Annotated in this window: 15 protein-coding genes; 9 read left to right on the plus strand and 6 right to left on the minus strand. The window is 53.7% G+C overall.

Translation table 11 applies throughout. The annotated features are described in order from the left end of the window. Positions 1-112: 112 nt before the first annotated feature. The 3 genes from J1778_RS08650 (at position 113) to ppnP (ending at position 2196) form a co-directional block, all read left to right on the plus strand. The gene (locus J1778_RS08650; protein ID WP_217172822.1) at positions 113-1042 is read left to right on the plus strand and encodes a DUF1177 domain-containing protein; all 930 of its coding nucleotides are present in this window, start codon (positions 113-115) and stop codon (positions 1040-1042) included. A 4-nt stretch (positions 1043-1046) separates the two neighbouring features. Then, complete coding sequence (locus tag J1778_RS08655) at positions 1047-1724, plus strand: AroM family protein (protein WP_217172823.1); 678 nt, start codon at positions 1047-1049, stop codon at positions 1722-1724. Positions 1725-1905: 181 nt separating this feature from the next. Then, the gene (ppnP, locus tag J1778_RS08660; RefSeq protein ID WP_056770943.1) at positions 1906-2196 is read left to right on the plus strand and encodes a pyrimidine/purine nucleoside phosphorylase; all 291 of its coding nucleotides are present in this window, start codon (positions 1906-1908) and stop codon (positions 2194-2196) included. Between the two features lie 66 nt (positions 2197-2262). Here ppnP and rdgC read toward each other — a convergent pair whose 3' ends face one another. Beyond that, complete coding sequence (gene rdgC, locus J1778_RS08665) at positions 2263-3177, minus strand: recombination-associated protein RdgC (RefSeq protein ID WP_112287473.1); 915 nt, start codon at positions 3175-3177, stop codon at positions 2263-2265. 210 nt (positions 3178-3387) lie between these two features. Between rdgC and mak the strand changes: the two genes are divergently transcribed. Then, entirely contained in the window at positions 3388-4308 is a 921-nt protein-coding gene (mak, locus tag J1778_RS08670) for a fructokinase (protein ID WP_217172824.1), read from the plus strand. Positions 4309-4370: 62 nt separating this feature from the next. On the opposite strand, the gene J1778_RS08675 is transcribed toward mak, so the two are convergent. The 5 genes from J1778_RS08675 to sbcD form a co-directional block, all read right to left on the minus strand. Beyond that, positions 4371-5192, minus strand: coding sequence for an ABC transporter ATP-binding protein (locus J1778_RS08675; RefSeq protein ID WP_238484628.1), 822 nt, complete (start codon positions 5190-5192; stop codon positions 4371-4373). Then, positions 5189-5953, minus strand: a complete 765-nt coding sequence (locus J1778_RS08680; RefSeq protein WP_120160832.1) for an ABC transporter permease — start codon at positions 5951-5953, stop codon at positions 5189-5191. Before J1778_RS08680 ends, J1778_RS08675 begins: the two co-directional genes overlap by 4 nt. Positions 5954-5964: 11 nt before the next feature. Next, positions 5965-6978, minus strand: a complete 1014-nt coding sequence (locus tag J1778_RS08685) for an ABC transporter substrate-binding protein (protein WP_217172825.1) — start codon at positions 6976-6978, stop codon at positions 5965-5967. Positions 6979-7215: 237 nt separating this feature from the next. Then, positions 7216-10464 (minus strand): exonuclease subunit SbcC, encoded by a 3249-nt coding sequence (gene sbcC, locus J1778_RS08690; RefSeq protein ID WP_217172826.1) that lies wholly within the window; start codon positions 10462-10464, stop codon positions 7216-7218. Next, entirely contained in the window at positions 10461-11699 is a 1239-nt protein-coding gene (gene sbcD / locus J1778_RS08695) for an exonuclease subunit SbcD (protein ID WP_217172827.1), read from the minus strand. Before sbcD ends, sbcC begins: the two co-directional genes overlap by 4 nt. Positions 11700-11937: 238 nt before the next feature. On the opposite strand from sbcD, the gene phoB reads away from it, so the two are divergent. The 5 genes from phoB to proY all read left to right on the plus strand — a co-directional run bounded on the left by phoB (position 11938) and on the right by proY (position 18666). Continuing rightward, entirely contained in the window at positions 11938-12627 is a 690-nt protein-coding gene (phoB, locus tag J1778_RS08700; protein WP_112287479.1) for a phosphate response regulator transcription factor PhoB, read from the plus strand. Positions 12628-12649: 22 nt separating this feature from the next. Further along, positions 12650-13969, plus strand: a complete 1320-nt coding sequence (phoR, locus tag J1778_RS08705) for a phosphate regulon sensor histidine kinase PhoR (RefSeq protein ID WP_217172828.1) — start codon at positions 12650-12652, stop codon at positions 13967-13969. A 242-nt stretch (positions 13970-14211) separates the two neighbouring features. Next, the gene (locus J1778_RS08710; protein ID WP_217172829.1) at positions 14212-15315 is read left to right on the plus strand and encodes a cobalamin-independent methionine synthase II family protein; all 1104 of its coding nucleotides are present in this window, start codon (positions 14212-14214) and stop codon (positions 15313-15315) included. A gap of 444 nt (positions 15316-15759) precedes the next feature. Next, positions 15760-17079: a branched-chain amino acid transport system II carrier protein gene (brnQ, locus tag J1778_RS08715; RefSeq protein WP_217172830.1), complete on the plus strand. Its 1320-nt coding sequence runs from the start codon at positions 15760-15762 to the stop codon at positions 17077-17079. A 162-nt stretch (positions 17080-17241) separates the two neighbouring features. Then, on the plus strand, positions 17242-18666 hold the full coding sequence (proY, locus tag J1778_RS08720; RefSeq protein ID WP_217172831.1) for a proline-specific permease ProY: 1425 nt from the start codon (positions 17242-17244) through the stop codon (positions 18664-18666). Positions 18667-18716: the final 50 nt, after the last annotated feature.

The raw sequence follows: 18716 nt of genomic DNA on the forward strand, positions 1-18716 counted from the left end.
GGCTGATTCTTAGCCAGCATGACACACCGACTGTTCCCCGATGAACAGCGCCCGCGACCGTTTTGCCACTGCGCTTTATACGCCGGTTGTGGGGTTTTAAGAGGATTTTGTGATGAGTTTGCAACAGACATTAACGGTATTCGAACTGATTGACAGTGCGCATGTCAGCGGTCAGGACATTGTGGACTTATTCGCCCGTTATCCGGGGATCACCGCCAGCACACACCGCGCGGAAGGCCCGAAAGGCGGCACCGATTTTGTCCGCATTACCGTGCCGGGCAGCAAAGGTAAGAGCAGCGGCGGCACTGCGCCCACGCTCGGAATTATTGGTCGTCTGGGCGGCATCGGTGCGCGTCCGACGCGTATCGGGCTGGTATCCGATGCCGACGGCGCCATCGCCGCAGTCACCAGCGCACTGAAGCTGGCCGACATGCAGCGCAAGGGAGACGTGCTCGAAGGCGATGTGATTATTACGACGCATATTTGCCCGAACGCGCCCACCCGTCCGCATGATCCGGTCGATTTCATGGACTCACCGATTGATGATGTGACCATGAATGACAATGAAGTGGTCGAGGGCGTCGATGCGATACTTTCTATCGACACCACCAAAGGCAACCGCATTATCAATCACAAGGGATACGCGATTTCTCCGACGGTGAAAGAGGGTTACATCCTGCGTGTTTCCGAAGATCTGCTGCGCATCATGGAAATGACCAGCGGCAAACCGGCGGTGACCTTCCCGATCACCACGCAGGACATCACGCCTTACGGCAACGGCGTTCATCATCTGAACAGCATTCTGCAACCGTCCACGGCGACCAGCGTGCCGGTAGTCGGTGTGGCGATTACGGCAGAATCTGTGGTGCCTGGCTGTGGCACCGGTGCAAGTCATGAAGTGGATATCGCGCTGGCGGCGAAGTTCGCCGTTGAAGTCGCGAAAGAGTTTGGCCGCGGCACCTGTCAGTTCTTTGATGCCGATGAATATCAGCTCCTGTTGTCGCTGTACGGAAGCTTGCGTCACCTGCAAAACCGGAAGTAACACCATGATGACATCCTTTGCGACGTTAACTATCGGACAGGCCCCCCGCAGCGACATTATGCCGCTGCTGATGGCATATCTGCCGGCCAAATCGGTCACCCATGTGGGGTTGCTGGACGGATTAAGCACGGAGCAAATTGAACAGCGCTATGCGCCTGCCGAAGGCGACGCGGTGCTGGTCACCCGTTTGCTGGATGGTTCGCAAGTCTCACTGGCCGCGTCGCGTGTGGAACGCGGCTTACAGGAAAAGATTGATCTGCTCGAAGAGCTGGGCTGCATGACCATTCTGCTGCTGTGTACCGGCGAATTTAACCATCTGCACGCGAAAAATGCCCTGCTTCTCGAACCTGACCGCATTATCCCGCCGCTGATTAGCTCGATTATCGGCCTGCACCGCGCTGGCGTTGTGGTGCCGGTAGAATCCCAGGTGGTTGAACAGGCGAATAAGTGGCGCAAATTAGCCAAAGCGCCATGTTTTGCGGTCGCCAGTCCGTATATCTCTGACGATCAGGCGCTGACTGAAGCCGCCATGCGCCTGGCTGAACAGGGCGCGGAAGTGGTATTGCTTGATTGCATTGGCTATAACCGTCATCACGCAGAGGTGCTGAAAAAGCATCTGAATATTCCGGTGTTGTTATCGAATGTGCTGATGGCAAAACTGGCGGCGGAGCTGGTGGTCTGAGGATGTGAAAGACGGGGCATACAGCTATCCACAATGGCACTGTGTGACCTTAAAATCAAATCAGCGATCCCGCTTTGCGGGCGGTGTCGTCTGGTGCAGATAAAGCGGTAATAATCAGTGACAGAAGACGGTTTCTGCCCCTAATATGAAGGCTCTGAAAATTATCGCAAAGGGCCAATCTATGTTGAAAAATAATGAGTATTTTGACGGGAAAGTGAAGTCGATTGGTTTCGACAGCGAAAGTACGGGTGCAGCCAGTGTTGGCGTGATGGCCGTCGGTGAATACACGTTCGGTACTGCAAAACCTGAAGAAATGACCGTCATCAGCGGCTCACTGAAAGTGCTGATCCCGGGATCTCCGGACTGGCAGGTCTTTAAGCCAGGCGAAACCTTCTATATTCCGGGTAAAAGTGAATTCAACTTACAGGTCGGCGAAACGACTTCGTACTTGTGTAAATACCTGACCAAGTAACTTCTTCAGATTCAGACACGAAAAAGGCGCTCATGAGCGCCTTTATTATTATTGTGTAATGAGAAATTAGCGTTGCGCTTCGCCGCCCAATGCTTCGATCAGATTCTGAATTAACGCGGCCAGTTCACCGGTCATCAGCACGAAATCAGCATCGAAACGTCCTGCGAAATCTTCGCGATCAATATCTTCGTTTTGATCGCGGATCACGTCACTGAACTTCAGGCGTTTAATGCTGCCATCGTCAGCCAGAACCACGGCGATACGTTCCTGCCAGTCAACCGCCAGCTTGGTCACCAGTTTGCCATTTTCGATATGCGTGGCGATTTCGTCACTGACCAGCGCCTGTTTTTTACAGCGGATCACGCCGCCTTCTTCCAGAATCGCTTTCAGCTCGGCTTCGTCCTGTAAGGTGAAACCGGCAGGCGTTTCGCCTGAACGCACCCATTCAGTCAGCGTCAGTTCGATCGGGCTTTCCATGGTCAGCGGAACCACCGGCAGCGAGCCAAGGCTTTTACGCAGCAGCGCCAGCATATCTTCGGCTTTTTTGGCGCTGGCCGCATCGACCATAATCAGGCCGTTAACCGTATCAATCCACATGAAAGTCTGGCTGAAACGGCTGAATGCGCGCGGCATCAGGCTGTGCAGCACTTCATCTTTCAGGGAATCCTTTTCAGTCTTTTTCAGCTTGCGGTGTTGTTCGCCTTCGAGCTGATCAATTTTGGCCTGTAACTCCTGTTTGATAACCGGAGAAGGCAGAATTTTTTCTTCTTTGCGTGCACAGATCAGGATCTGCCCGCCGTTGACGTGAGTCAGCGCGTCGCCACCGTGAGAACCCATCGGTGAAACCCAGCCGGTTTTCGCCATATCCTGGCTGCCGCACGGGGTAAAGGTGAAAGCACTGAGCTGTTTTTCCATTTCGTCAGCAGATAACGAAACTTCACGGCTCAAACGGTAAACCAACAAATTCTTAAACCATAACATGGCGTTATCCCTGTCCCGGCGCACTCGTGGTACGCTGAATAAATGAATGCAGGGCGGCATGATAACCAATTGAGCGCCGGTCGTCGTTAAGAAATCGCCGCGGCCTGTAACATTGCATAACAGCTTATTCTGGTGACAGAGGCCTGTGGCTTCTAAACTGAACAGACTCAGAAAAACTGACCCTGCAGGACATAAAATGGAGAATAAAACGTGCGAATTGGCATTGATTTAGGCGGCACAAAAATAGAAGTCATTGCGTTATCGGATGAAGGTAAAGAGCTGTTTCGCAAACGGGTCGATACGCCGAGAAATGATTACGAACGCACGCTCAAAGCGATTGAAGGGCTGGTGCTGGACGCCGAGAAAGGCACCGGACAGCGCGGCAGCGTGGGGCTCGGCATCCCCGGCACATTATCGCCGTTCACGGGTAAAGTGAAGAATGCCAATTCGGTCTGGCTGAACGGTCAGCAACTGGATGAGGATCTGGCGCTGTTGCTCAAACGCGAAGTGCATATTGCTAACGATGCCAATTGCCTGGCGGTTTCCGAAGCCACCGATGGCGCGGGCGCTGGCCGTCACACCGTCTTTGCCGTGATTATCGGCACCGGCTGCGGTTCCGGTATTGCGCTTAACGGCGTGGCGCACGCGGGCGGCAACGGCAACGCAGGCGAGTGGGGCCACAATCCGCTGCCATGGCAGGATGAAGAAGAAATCCAGTTCGCCCGCGAAGTCCCTTGCTACTGCGGAAAATCAGGCTGCGTCGAGACGTTTGTTTCCGGCACCGGTTTTGCTGAAGACTACTTCCGCCATTCCGGTCAGCGGTTAAAGGGCGCGGAGATTATTGCGCTGGTCGAACAGGGCGATGAAACAGCGGAACTGGCGCTGGGGCGGTATGAGCGTCGTCTGGCGAAAGCACTGGCGAATGTGGTGAATATTCTCGACCCGGACGTGATTGTCTTCGGCGGCGGCATGAGCAACGTCGATCGCCTGTATCAGACCGTGCCGCTGCTGGTGAAACAATGGGTATTTGGCGGAGAATGTGAAACGCCGATCCTTAAAGCGGTTCACGGTGATTCGAGCGGAGTGCGCGGTGCTGCCTGGCTGTGGCCGCAATCGCGTTTTGCGTTGTAAGTTCTTCATCTATTTTCAGGGGCGCAGAGTTTGCGCCCCTGATCTCATTCATCACTTCATAGTTAAAGTGCCATCTCCCGTTTGAAGACTTCCAGTGTGTGCGCCTTAACGCGGATAAATTCAGGGTGGCTCATGATTTCTGAACCGCGCGGGCGGGGCAGATCGAATGGCACGATTTCCGCAATTTGAGTCGGTCGCCGTGTCAGCAGTAAAATCTCATCCGCCAGAAAGACCGCATCCTCCAGATCATGCGACACAATCAGCATGGTGACGCCGGTCGCCAGTTGTACTTCCTGCAATTTATCGCGAATAAACAGCGTCATCTCGAAATCCAGCGCCGAGAAAGGCTCGTCGAGGAACATCACTTCCGGACGCGTCGCCAGCGCTCTCATGATGCACACGGTCTGCTGCTGGCCGCCGGAAAGCTCATACGGGTAGCGTTTCAGGTCGAAACGGATATCAAACATTTGCGTCAGTTCCTCGACCCGCGCATTCACTTCGGCCTTACTCATGCCATGGCGGATCAGCGGATAGGCGATATTGGCGCGGGCACTCATCCACGGAAACAGCGCGTCGCGGTAGTTCTGAAACACATAACCGATAGTGGTTTCAGAAAGCGTTTTGCCATCAAACAGAATGTCGCCTTTATCTGACGGGATCAGCCCGGCGATCATGTTCATTAAGGTCGATTTACCGCAGCCGTTCGGCCCGAAGATCGACACGATTTTCCCACGCGGTAAATCGAGATTCAGATCGGTATACAGCGGCTGTCCGGCAAACGCTTTGCTCAGCCCGCGGATCGTCACATGGGTATCCGGGCGCGTGGCGTACTGCGGCAACTGCGGGCCTTTGTAATCGGGGTTCAGCGAGAGAGGTTGCGTCATGCTTTGCTACTCCAGTGGACAGTTTTTTTCTCGATCAGCAAAAAGGCCAGATTGAGCAGATAACCCAGCGCGCCGGTGATCAGGATCGAGGCGTACATATCTTTGATGTTAAATACCTGCTGGGCATCGATGATCCGGTGACCGAGGCCGGTTTCCGATCCGATAAACATTTCGGCGACGATCACGATCACCAGAGCAATGGACACGCCGGTGCGCAAGCCGACGAAGGTTTGTGCCAGGCTTTCCATCAGCAGGATGTCTTTGAAAATATGCCAGCGGGAAATCCCCATCACTCTGGCCGCCATCAGCCGGGTTTTTTTTGCATTCATCACGCCGTATGCGCTGTTAAACAGGATAACCAGCACTGCGGCAAAGGCGGCGATGGCAATTTTATTGGCATCGGTAATGCCGAAAATCAGCATAAACAGCGGGATCAGCGCTGATGACGGCGTGGAGCGGAAGAAGTCGATCAGAAATTCCAGACTGCGATAGACCTTTTCATTGCTGCCTAAAATGACGCCAAGCGGCACGCCAATTACTGCGGCAAAAGCAAAGGATACCAGCGTACGGTAAAGGGTTGCGCCGATGTCGGTGCGCATGGAAGCATCGAAAAACGACTGGAACATGTAGCCGATTGTCTCGACGGGCGAAGGCAGAAGCACCGGATTCAGCCATTTTGCGCTGACGGCCAGCTGCCAGAATAAAAACAGCAGCACAGGGCCGACCAGCGGCAGTAACCTTGAAGACCAGCGTGAAGTCATCCTGTTTCTCCTTATCCTTTATAAATCAGCGAGGCGACATCCACCGGTTTGCTGAAGATTTTTCTTTCCGTAAAGACGTCATAAAATTTCTGGAACCATTGCAGGTTGTCGCCTTTCAAATCGGGATACATGACAAAGCCCGGCAGCGGCACTTCTTTGACAAGCGCCGGTTCAATGCTGGTGTAACCGGCGACGTTTTCGCGGGCTTTGTCAGGATGAGACGCAATGAATTCCACCGCTTTCTGATAAGCGGCAATAAACTTTTTGGTTTCTTCCGGTTTGCTGGCGATAAAGCTGGAGTTCAGCGCCGCTGCGCCGCCAAACCATGGCGCGTCGGCGTTGCCGAGCACATATTTAGAAATCACGCCGGTTTCCAGCGTGCGGGAAAGGTTTTTCATGCGCCCGACGGTGCCTGTGGGTTCGAGTGTATACACGCCGTCAATTTGTCCGGCGGCCAGCGCAGGTGCGTGCTGCCCGACCGGCAGTTCGATCACTGAAGGATGAGTGAAACCATTTTTCTCCAGAATGATCTTCGCCATTGTCACGTTCTGGATCCCCGGCCCGCAGGCGATCTTCTTACCTTTCAGATCGCTGATCGCTTTCGCAGAGCTGTTCAGAGGCACCAGAAATTCATCCAGAACCAGCTGATGATTGGACGGATTCGAGCAGATGATTTTGAACAAATCCGGTGAGGTGATCGCCCCCAGCCCCAGCGCGCCCGTGGCCGTGCCGTTGGCGCAGCCGTGGATCCTGCCGGTGATCATGCCCTCGACAATTTGCTGTGCGCTGGCGAATTTAACCCCTTTCACATTCAGCCCGGCCTCTTTAAAAAAGCCCTGTTCCAGCGCCACATATAAAGGCAAACCGCCAACAATCGGCCAGTAACCAATGCGAATTTCGTCGTCTTCAGCCGCAAAGACTGAAGTCGGGATCATACCGCCAAGTGTGGAGACGCCGCCGGTAATGGCGAGCCATTTCATCAGCTGGCGGCGTTTTTTATCGACTTCAGGTTTGATGTTATTCATAGGCGGTTCCCTTAGCGGTTATGAAGGCGCAGCAACTTGTACTGCAACTTGTATACATAACGTTAAGCACAGGGCGTGCCACTTTAGCGGGTGGAGGGAATAAGCGGGAATTCAGCGGGTTGGAATGAATGAACGCACCGCGCTGGTGCGATTTTTGTGCAGTTGCTCACAATGAGGATCCATTGCGGAGCAGATGGCTAGCAATTCTCCAGCCAGATGCTCCGCAGGGATAATCAGTCAGACTTTAAATTCACTGCTCAGGCGGCTGACGCCCAGACCGTTCACTTTGGTGACTTTGATCTGCACCGGAATGCGATCTTTCATTGCTTCGACATGGCTGATGACGCCGATGGTTTTGCCCGAGGCATTCAGGCTGTCGAGCGCATCCAGCGCGGTGTCCAGCGTATCGGCGTCGAGTGTGCCGAAACCTTCGTCGAGGAACAAAGAGTCAATGCGGGTTTTATCGCTGACCAGATCAGACAGCGCCAGCGCCAGCGCCAGACTGACCAGGAAACTTTCGCCGCCGGATAAGGTGCGGGTGTCGCGTACGGCGTCCGCCTGCCAGGTATCGACCACCTGTAATTCCAGCGCATCGCTGGTTTTGCGCTGCAACAGATAACGACCGTGCAGTTTTTCCAGCTGACGGTTTGCCAGATACACCAGATGATCAAGCGTCAGACCCTGCGCAAATTTACGGAATTTCGCGCCGTCGCTGGAGCCAATCATCTGATTCAGATAGCCCCAGTCATCACACGTCAGCTGCGCCTGCGCAATCTGAGCGATCAGCGCCTGTTGTCCGCTGTGGCGCTGTTTGTCGCTTTCAAGCTGATTTTTCACCTCGCCCAGACGTTGCTGTAACGCTTTCAGCTGTTGCGACAGTTCAGCCTGTTGCGCCGTCAGAGCATCAAGATCACTGTCGGTTTCATTCAGATGGGCAGGGCGGGCAAGACGATGTTTTTCGAGCTGCTGACTGGCATCTGCCCGTAACGCCTGCGCCTGCGCCAGCTGCTGTTGCAGACGTTCTTTGCGTTGCTGAAGTTGCTGACGCAGTACGTCATCAAGCAGCGCCAGTTTCACTGCGGCTTCATCGGTAAATCCGCTGGCGTTCAGCGCCTGTTGCCACGCGTTTTCTGCCTGTGTCAGCCGGGTGGCGGCCTGCAATTGTTGTTGTTGAGTACTCGCCAGCTGACCGGCCAGCTGATCGCGCTGTTCCTGCGCTTTTTGCAGTGCGGTTTGTGCGTCACTGAGCGCTTTTTCTGCCGCCTGCTGTTGCTGATGTAAGTGCTCGCGAATCTGTGCCACCACGCGATCGCCGAACAATTCATGGCGTCGGGCAGTCAGTTCTGAAAGGTTTTTTTCGCCTTCTGCAAACAACTTTTGCAGCCGCTGGACGTCCTGCTGAGATTTCGCCTGCGTCTCTTCCAGCCGGGTAACACGTTCGGTCAGCAATGCGCTTTGCTGCTGCACTTTCTGTTGAGCAATCAGGGCGTCATTCAGGGCATCTTTAGCCTGTTGCAGCGACCGCGCCAGCTGTTCATGCTGGCTGATCAGTGCCTGCGATTGCTGTTCTTCTTCATCGCGGGCGGTCAGCCATTGTGTGATGTCGGCGCTGTCATGTAGCGTAAATGTCAGATTCAGCGGTGCGCTGAGCTGTTGCCATTTTTCGGCATGCGCATTCAGTTGCTGCTGGTCTTGCTCTAGCTGGATTTGCAGCCGCGTTTGCTGTTCTTTCAGGCTTTTGATTTTCGCTGCCAGTTCGATGCCGCTGGCTTTTGCTGCATCGAATTCCAGCTGCATTTTCTCGACGCGTTGCGCGGTTTCAGAGGGTTTGACCTCCTGATAATGCTCAATCGCCGGATGCGATGTGGAACCGCACAACGGGCAGGCTTTGCCGCTTTGCAGATTTGCGCGTTCGGCTTCAAGGCTGACGATCAGCATTTCCTGTTTATGCAGCGCTTTGACGTCGTTCAGATGTTCCAGCTGTTTCTGGCATTGCAGGCGGAGGGTGCCCAGACGCTGTTCTTCTTCAGCCAGTTGCGTCTGATACTGCGCAAGATCTTTATGCTGTTGCTGAACGCGCTGGTTCAACTGTGGGAAAATTTGTGAGAGTGAAAACAACTGCTGACGTACCGGACGCAACTGCGTCAGTTCCGTTTGTCGTTTCTGCAAGATCGTCAGCGGATGCTGTTTTTCCAGCTCTGTCTGACGCTGTTGCGCGGCATTCAGTGCGTCTGTCAGCGCGGTCTGGCGGGCCTGATGCTGGCGGTTTTCTTCGTCCAGTTTCTGCCGTTCGGCGGTCATTTGTGCCAGTGTTGCATTATGCTCACTGACCAGTTTCTGTACGTCAGTGACCGACTGCTGCGTTTCAGTGAGTGATTTACGCCACTGGATAATCTCGCCATCCAGCGGCAGGATTTTTTCTTCAATCAGCGCCTGCATCTGACGCTGTTCTTCCGCCTGTTTCTGACGTGCCGTTTGCCCCTGTTCCACCGCCAGATTCAGCGGCGTCATCTGCGCGATCTGCTGTTCCTGCTGCTGCGTCAGAAGCGTCAGTTGCTGCTGAAGACGCTGCGATTCATCCTGACAACGCTGGCGATCATTGAGCAACGGACGCAGTTTTTCTGCCGGTTCGCTGCGTGCCAGTTGCTGCAATTGCGGCGCGGCAGCCAGATTCTCCTGCTCGGCGGCGATCAGCTGTAGCTGAGATTGCTGCTGTTTTTGCTGCACCTGCTGCCATTGTTGCAGCCAGTTCAGATCTTGCTGGCGCTGCTGCGCCTGCTGACTGAGGTTGATTTCCTGCGCGTTAAGTTCAGCAAGTTGTGCCTCGAGCGTCTGGCGCTGTTCCTCGCTAAGCAGTTCGATACCGGCCATGCGCTGATGCAAACCGTCGAGCGTTATCCTTGCTTCTTTATGCTGTTCAAATACGCGCTCAGACAGCAGCCCGTAAATTTCGGTGCCGGTCAGTTCTTCCAGCAGTTCGGCGCGGTCATTGGCATCAGCATTCAGAAACGCGGCAAACTGCCCCTGAGACAGCATCATGGATTTGGTGAAGCGACCGAAATCCAGTCCGGTCAGAGTGGCGATGGCATCGAGTTTGTCACGCACTTTATCGGCCAGAATTTTGCCGTCGGCCAGTAACGCCAGTTCGACTTTGGGGGCCTGCAGATTACCGTCCGGCGAGTTTTTGGCGCGACGCTGGCTCCAGAACGCACGGTAACCCACGCCTTTGACTTCAAACTCAACCTCCGCCAGTGATTCCGCAGTGTGACGGGTCATCAGCTCATTCTGACTGGGCGTGATGTTAAGGCGTGGCGTCTGATGATAAAGCGCCAGACAGATGGCATCGAGCAGGGTGGTTTTCCCCGCGCCGGTCGGGCCGGTGATGGCGAACAATCCGTTGCTGGCAAAAGGCTCGGCGGTGAAATCAATTTTCCATTCGCCTTCCAGCGAATTCAGGTTTTTTAAACGCAGGCTGAGAATTTTCATTGTGCGTTGTCCTCCGCGTTCTGACCGCTGGTGACCTGTTCAACCACCTGCGCAAACAGGGTGCGCATACGTGCCTGACGCGGTTCGTCCGGGTCAGGTTCCAGCGCCAGCCGTCGTTCAAAGACGTCACTGACGGTCAGTTCGCTGAGTGTTTCTTTTTCCTGTTGTTCAATGCTGTTGATGCGCTGTTCTTTGCTGCGACGCAAAAGAACCACTTCCACCGGCAGATCCGCCGTCAGCACCTGAATGCGTCGCTGGATATCACTGAGATAATCCTGGGTGGCGACTTCAATATCCAGCCATACCGGTTTGACCGGATCGCCGCCTTCGAACTGCGCCAGTTGTTTTTCAATCTCGGCCAGCGAGCCTTTAATTATCTGCATCGGCTGGAACACCGGAATTTCCAGCGTGTCGATGGCGTTGAGCGTCGCACCATCGAAATCGAGTAAGTACACACTTTTGGCTTTGCTCAGTTCGTCAAAACTCAGGGCAATGGGCGAACCGCTGTAACGGATATGTTCGGTTTTCGCGACGCACTGCGCGCGATGAATATGGCCAAGCGCCACATAATCCACCGGCGGAAAAGCCTGCGCCGGAAATGCATCCAGCGTGCCTATATAAATGTCGCGCACCGAATCAGAGGTACTGACGCCGACAGTGGTCAGATGGCCGGTGGCAATCACGGGCAGCGGGACGCCCAGTTCATCGCGTTTGGCTTGTGCGGCCTGCCACAGCGCGTCATAGTGCGCGGCGATGGCTTCCTGCAATGCCAGCTGTTTGTCACTGCCGGATTGTCCCGCCTGACTGGCGAGCAAATCACGCGGGCGTAAAAAGGGAATCGCGCAAAGCACCGCGCCAGGTTTTCCGTCACGCTGGTTGAGCACCAGAATCTGTTCTGAGAGATTTTCACCGACGGTAGCAATCACCCGCGTATTCAGGCAGGAAAGCAGCTCGCGTGATTCATTGAGGGTAGCGACAGAATCGTGATTACCGGCCAGCACAACCAGCTGACAGCCGGTTTGTTGCAGTTCGACGACGAAGCGGTTGTAAAGCTCGCGGGCATAGCTGGGCGGTGAGCCGGTATCAAATATATCGCCCGCGACAATCACGGCATCTACCTGATATTGCTGCACCTGACCGGTCAGCCAGTGCAAAAATGCCTGATGTTCGGCAGCACGACTTTTGGTGAAAAAGTACTGGCCGAGGTGCCAGTCTGAGGTATGGATCAGGCGCATGAGACTCCCGTATGAATCCTGGATGACGACAATGGGGCAAAGTATAAACGTCTGCAGGGGACGCTGTCCCCGATAAATCAGACCAATTTCAGCAAGATGGCAGCGAAATAGAAGGAATGTATCTGTCATATTTGACTGTAATGAACCATTCTTTCTATTCATAAATCTGTCACAAAACTGACGCATAATGGCGCCCGCAATCAAATAAAAGATCGCTAACCTATTGGCAGGACCTACGATGGCAAGACGTATATTGGTGGTTGAAGACGAAGCTCCAATCCGTGAAATGGTGTGTTTTGTACTGGAACAGAATGGATATCAGGCAGTAGAAGCTGAAGATTTTGATTCAGCCGTTGGCCAGTTGGTAGAACCTTATCCCGAACTCATCCTGCTTGACTGGATGTTACCCGGCGGTTCCGGTATTCAGTTTATCAAACATCTCAAACGTGAAGCGCTGACCCGCGAAATTCCGGTAATGATGCTGACCGCCCGTGGTGAAGAAGAAGATCGGGTGCGCGGCCTGGAAGTCGGTGCCGATGATTACATCACCAAACCGTTTTCACCAAAAGAACTGGTTGCCCGCATTAAAGCCGTGATGCGTCGCATCTCGCCAATGGCGGTGGAAGAAGTGATCGACATGCAGGGGCTGAGTCTGGATCCCTCCTCTCACCGGGTGATGGCCAACGAGCAGGCGCTCGATATGGGGCCGACCGAATTTAAATTATTACACTTCTTTATGACCCATTCCGAACGTGTTTATAGCCGCGAACAGTTGCTCAATAACGTCTGGGGCACTAACGTTTATGTGGAAGATCGCACGGTAGACGTGCATATTCGTCGTTTACGTAAAGCGCTGGAAACCAGTGGACATGACAGAATGATCCAGACTGTTCGTGGAACCGGATACCGTTTTTCAACGCGTTATTGAGTCCCCACAGCGGAGAATCTGTGTGCTAGAACGTTTGTCATGGAAACGATTGGCCGGTGAATTCTTTCTCTTTTGCCTGCCAGCGTTAATCCTCGGTATCTTTGTCGGCCACTTTGGCTGGCTCCTCTTTGCGTCGCTGCTGGCGGCGCTGGGCTGGAATTATTACAATCAGCTCAAACTCTCTCACTGGCTGTGGCTTGACCGCAGCATAACCCCGCCGAATGGCCGCTGGAGCTGGGAGCCTTTGTTTTACGGGCTAAACCAGATGCAGATGCGTAACCGCCGTCGCCGTCGCGAATTAGGTCAGCTCATCAAACGTTTCCGCAGCGGTGCCGAATCATTGCCCGATGCGGTGGTGCTGACAACGGAAGAAGGCAATATTTTCTGGTGTAACGGGCTGGCGCAGGATTTGCTCGGTTTCCGCTGGCCGGAAGATAACGGGCAGCACATCTTTAACCTGCTGCGTTATCCCGAATTTCGAACCTGGATCCAGACCCGTGATTTCAGCCGTGCCCTGAATTTGCAACTCAATAATGAGCATTACGTCGAGTTTCGCGTGATGCCTTATTCCGAGGGGCAATTGCTGATGGTGGCGCGTGACGTTACGCAGATGCGTCAGCTCGAAGGTGCACGTCGAAACTTCTTCGCTAACGTCAGTCATGAACTGAGAACCCCGCTGACCGTATTGCAGGGTTATCTGGAGATGATGGAAGACGCCAAACTGGAAGAGCCGTTTCGAACCAAAGCGCTGGACACCATGCAGGAACAGACGCGGCGCATGGACGGGCTGGTCAAGCAGCTGCTGACATTGTCGAAAATCGAAGCGTCAGCGAATATCGATATGCAGGAAAAAGTCGATATTCCGGTGATGCTCGGCATGCTGGAGCGCGAAGTGCAATCTTTAAGCGGTGGCCGTCACGAAGTGGTGTTCCGTGTAAACGAGAAACTGAAGGTCTTTGGCAATGAAGATCAGTTACGCAGCGCGGTGTCGAATCTGGTGTACAACGCCGTCAACCACACCCCGGCGGGGACGCGGATTGAAGTCAGCTGGCAACAAACGCCGCACGGCGCGCAGTTCCAGATCAGCGATAACGGGCCGGGCATTGCGCCGCAACACCTGCCGCGCCTGACTGAACGTTTTTACCGGGTCGATAAAGCGCGTTCACGCCAGACCGGCGGCAGCGGTCTGGGGCTGGCCATCGTCAAACACGCCCTGAGTCATCATAACGCCAGGCTTGAAGTGATGAGTGAAGTCGGCGTCGGTACCCGCTTTATATTCACACTGGCACCGAAGTTGATTGTTCCTTCTGATTCAGGCAAGCCGGTCTCTGCCAAATCCTGATCTCTTCAAAGCCTGCTATCTCCGGTGGCAGGCTTTTCCTTTCAGTAATGAACGCCCTGCATGACAACATGAATTTCTTTCACGTGCCATGAAGATTCCTCTGTTGCTCGTGAACATTCTGCATGACAGTATCCTCTTAAAGACGTTTAGACATCCAGATGTCTAAATATAACGCAGTGTAATTATTTACTTTGTGAATCATTCGCATCTCGCCACCCGCGGATGTCATTAAGGAGCTCTTCATGCAACGTACCACACCTCCGTTCCGCGCTGACGTCGTTGGCAGTTTCCTGCGCCCTCTGGCGATTAAAGAAGCCCGTAAGCAGTTTCACGCGGGTGAAATTACCGCCGCGCAGCTGCGTGCAGTAGAAGATACCGAAATCCGCCGTGTGGTGGATTTACAGCGCGAAGCAGGTTTGCAAGTGGTCACTGACGGTGAGTTCCGCCGTGCATGGTGGCACTTCGATTTCTTCGAAGGTCTGGAAGGCGTTGAAGGTTACGATGCGGTGCAGGGGATCCAGTTCAACGGTGTACAGACCAAAGCCCGCAGCATTAAAGTGGTCAGTAAACTCGGTTTTGGTTCGCATCCGATGCTGGAGGATTTCCGTTTCCTGAAAAGCATCAGCGGAAGTGCTGTGCCGAAGATGACCATTCCCAGCCCAAGCGTGATGCATTTCCGCGGTGGCCGTGACGCCATCAGCAAAGACGTGTATCCGGATCTGAAAGATTATTTTGACGATCTGGCACAGGTTTACCGTGACGCGATTAAGGCGTTTTACGATGCCGGTTGCCGCTATCTGCAACTCGATGACACCGTCTGGGCCTATCTGTGTTCTGAAGATCAGAAGAAACAAATCCGCGAACGTGGCGATTCTCCGGAAGAGTTAGCGCGTACTTACGCTGACGTCCTGAACAAAGCGATTGCCGGTAAACCGGACGATCTGGTGATTGGTCTGCATGTCTGTCGCGGCAACTTCCGCTCCACCTGGATTTCAGAGGGTGGCTATGAGCCGGTGGCAGAGATTCTGTTTGGCGGCGTGAACATCGATGCCTTCTTCCTGGAATATGACAACGAGCGTTCCGGTGGTTTCGAGCCACTGCGTTTCATCAAAAAAGGCCATCAGCAGGCGGTTCTGGGTCTGATTACGACCAAATCCGGTGAGCTTGAACTGGCGAAAACGGTGGAAGCACGTCTGGCCGAAGCCGCAGAATATCTGGATATCAACCAGATTTGCCTCAGCCCGCAATGTGGTTTCGCTTCAACGGAAGAAGGTAACAGCCTGACCGAAGCGCAGCAGTGGGAAAAACTGAAGCTGGTCGTCGATATTGCCGCTCGCGTCTGGTAACAGCCGGGCGTGGTCAAATTTTGACCTTGTAAAAATTCTGTAAACTGTGCGTGAAATAACCTGAGAATGGTGATTTCACGCATTTTTCGTCTTATTGGAGCATATCTTGTGCTTCATTAGTTCAAAAATCATACATATCATATGGTGTGTTTTTCGCTGTATTTAGTGAATATACCTGACTTCTGTTATTAATCTGGTCAAACACTCTGCTTTTTGGATCACGGCTTGCCTTTATACGCTATAAAAGTTTACCTTAGCGTCCGCTGTCGCTCGATACTCCCTGCATAACAACGTAATTATCTGCATATCATCAGGCGTTTTTAGCTTACTTCGTTCCTCACTGGGTGCTCTCTGGCTGTTTTACGCCATTCCTCCTTTTGACGACGTGGCACGGCGACAGCAACGGACACTTTATTCATTTGAACAGGCAACACGACACCCATCATGAGTACTCGTTTAACAAATAAAGATATTATGGCGCTGGGTTTCATGACCTTTGCCTTATTCGTCGGGGCAGGGAATATTATTTTCCCGCCAATGGTTGGCCTGCAGGCAGGTCATGACGTCTGGTGGGCAGCCGCCGGATTTATGATTACTGCGGTCGGGCTACCGGTGATGACGGTGATTGCACTTGCGCGCGTTGGCGGCGGTGTGGATGCGCTGAGTACGCCGATTGGTCGTGGTGCCGGTATTCTTCTGGCCACCGTCTGTTATCTGGCGGTAGGGCCGCTGTTTGCCACGCCGCGTACCGCGACGGTGTCGTTTGAAGTGGGTATCGCACCGATGACCGGTGACGGCCCGCTGCCACTGCTGATTTACAGCGTGATTTACTTCACTCTGGTTATCGGTATTTCCCTGTATCCGGGCCGTTTGCTTGATACTGTCGGGCATTTCCTGGCACCGCTGAAAATGGTCGCTCTGGCTGCGCTGGGTATCGCTGCACTGCTGTGGCCTGCCGGTCAGCCAATGCCTGCTGTCGGTGCTTACCAGACGGTTCCTTTCTCCAGTGGTTTTGTTAACGGCTATCTGACCATGGATACGCTGGGTGCGCTGGTGTTTGGTATCGTTATCGTCAATGCCGCGCGTTCCCGTGGTGTGTCTGATGCAAAATTGCTGACCCGTTATACTGTTCTTGCCGGTCTGATTGCCGGTCTGGGTCTGATGCTGGTTTATCTGAGCCTGTTCAAACTCGGTGAAAACAGCGCCTCGCTGGTGCCGGATGCGACCAACGGTGCGGTTATCCTGCATGCTTACGTCGCCCATACTTTTGGTAGCGTTGGCAGCTTCTTCTTAGGTGCGCTGATCTTCATCGCCTGTATGGTTACGGCGGTTGGCCTGACCTGCGCCTGTGCGGAATTCTTTGCCCAATACCTGCCGCTGTCTTACAAAACGCTGGTGTTCATTCTGGGTCTGTTCTCGATGCTGGTTTCTAACCTCGGGTTGAGCCATCTGATCCAGATTTCTGTGCCGGTACTGACTGCGATTTATCCACCCTGTATCGCGCTGGTTGTGCTGAGCTTTACCCTGCGCTGGTGGAACAGCGCCACCCGTATCGTGGCTCCGGTCATGGTCGTGAGCCTGGTGTTCGGCATCGTTGACGGTATCAAGGCTTCTGCTTTTGCTGACCTGATGCCAGCCTGGACCGCGAACCTGCCACTGGCTGCGCAAGGTCTTGCCTGGTTACCACCGTCATTATTAATGCTGGTACTGGTCGGGATTTATGACAAAATCAGCGGCCCGCGCAGCGTCACCGCGCACCAATGATTATCGGGTGAATGTTCGAAGACCTTAAAGAATGATCGTCTGAAGAATATTTAGCCAATCAGGCCACGGAGAACCCTTCCGTGGCTTTTTCATTGGCAGGCTAAAAGTCATTTTTTAGAATACGATTTTTGATAGTTAAAAAAACAACACGGGTTAATGCACATGCAGCAAGAAGCTGAACAACCAACAGCGCAGAACGAAGCGCCAGGCACGAAGTTAAAACGTGGCCTGACAACGCGCCATATTCGCTTTATGGCACTGGGATCAGCCATCGGAACCGGACTGTTTTATGGCTCGGCAGATGCCATCAAAATGGCGGGGCCGAGTGTATTGCTGGCGTATCTGGTCGGCGGGATCATCGCGTTTATCATTATGCGCGCCCTGGGTGAGATGTCCGTTCACAACCCGCAGAGCGGTTCATTCTCCCGCTATGCGCAGGATTATCTCGGGCCAATGGCGGGTTACATCACCGGCTGGACGTATTGTTTCGAAATCCTGATCGTTGCCATCGCTGATGTGACGGCATTCGGCATTTATATGGGCGTCTGGTTCCCGGATGTGCCGCAATGGACCTGGGTACTCAGCGTGGTGCTGATTATCGGCGCGATCAATCTGGTCAGCGTGAAAGTCTTCGGCGAGCTGGAGTTCTGGTTCTCCTTCTTCAAAGTACTGACCATCATCATCATGATCGTGGCAGGCTTTGGGATTATCTTCTGGGGCATTGGTAACGGAGGACAGGCGACCGGCATCCACAATCTGTGGAGCAACGGCGGTTTCTTCAGCCAGGGCATTATGGGGACGATCCTGTCGCTCCAGCTGGTGATGTTTGCTTACGGCGGTATTGAAATTATCGGTATCACGGCCGGTGAAGCTGAAAATCCAAAGCAATCCATTCCGAAGGCCATCAACTCTGTCCCTCTGCGTATTCTGGTGTTTTACGTGGGTACGCTGTTTGTGATTATGTCCATTTTCCCATGGAATCAGGTGGGTACGCAGGGCAGTCCGTTTGTACTGACCTTCCAGCACATGGGCATCACTGCCGCAGCGGCCATTCTGAATTTCGTGGTGATCACTGCGTCGCTTTCTGCCATTAACAGTGATGTGTTCGGCGTGGGCCGCATGCTGCACGGGATGGCAGAGCAGGGACAGGCACCGAAAATGTTCAGCAAGGTTTCGCGTCTGGGGACGCCGTGGGTCACCGTGCTGGTGATGATGGCGGCGCTGCTGGTGGCGGTTTACCTGAACTACATCATGCCGTCGAGCGTGTTCCTGGTGATCGCCTCTCTGGCGACGTTCGCGACAGTCTGGGTGTGGATTATGATCCTGTTCTCCCAGATTGGTTTCCGTCGCAAACTGAGCAAACAACAGGTTAAAGAACTTGAATTCCCGCTGCGGGGCGGCGTGTTTACCTCGGTCTTCGGTATTCTGTTCCTGGTGTTTATCATCGGCCTGATTGGTTACTTCCCGGATACCCGAATTTCGTTGTATGTCGGGTTGGTGTGGGTCGTCGCGCTGCTGGTCGGTTATGCGTTTAAACTGCGCAACGATCGCAAAAAAGAAGCACTGGCGCTGAACAACAAAGCGTAAGTAAGCTCTTACCTGCCGGTTAAAAAAAGCCCCCGGGATCTGATGATCCC

Source organism: Rahnella bonaserana (assembly GCF_019049675.1).
Classification (GTDB): Bacteria; Pseudomonadota; Gammaproteobacteria; order Enterobacterales; family Enterobacteriaceae; genus Rahnella; species Rahnella bonaserana.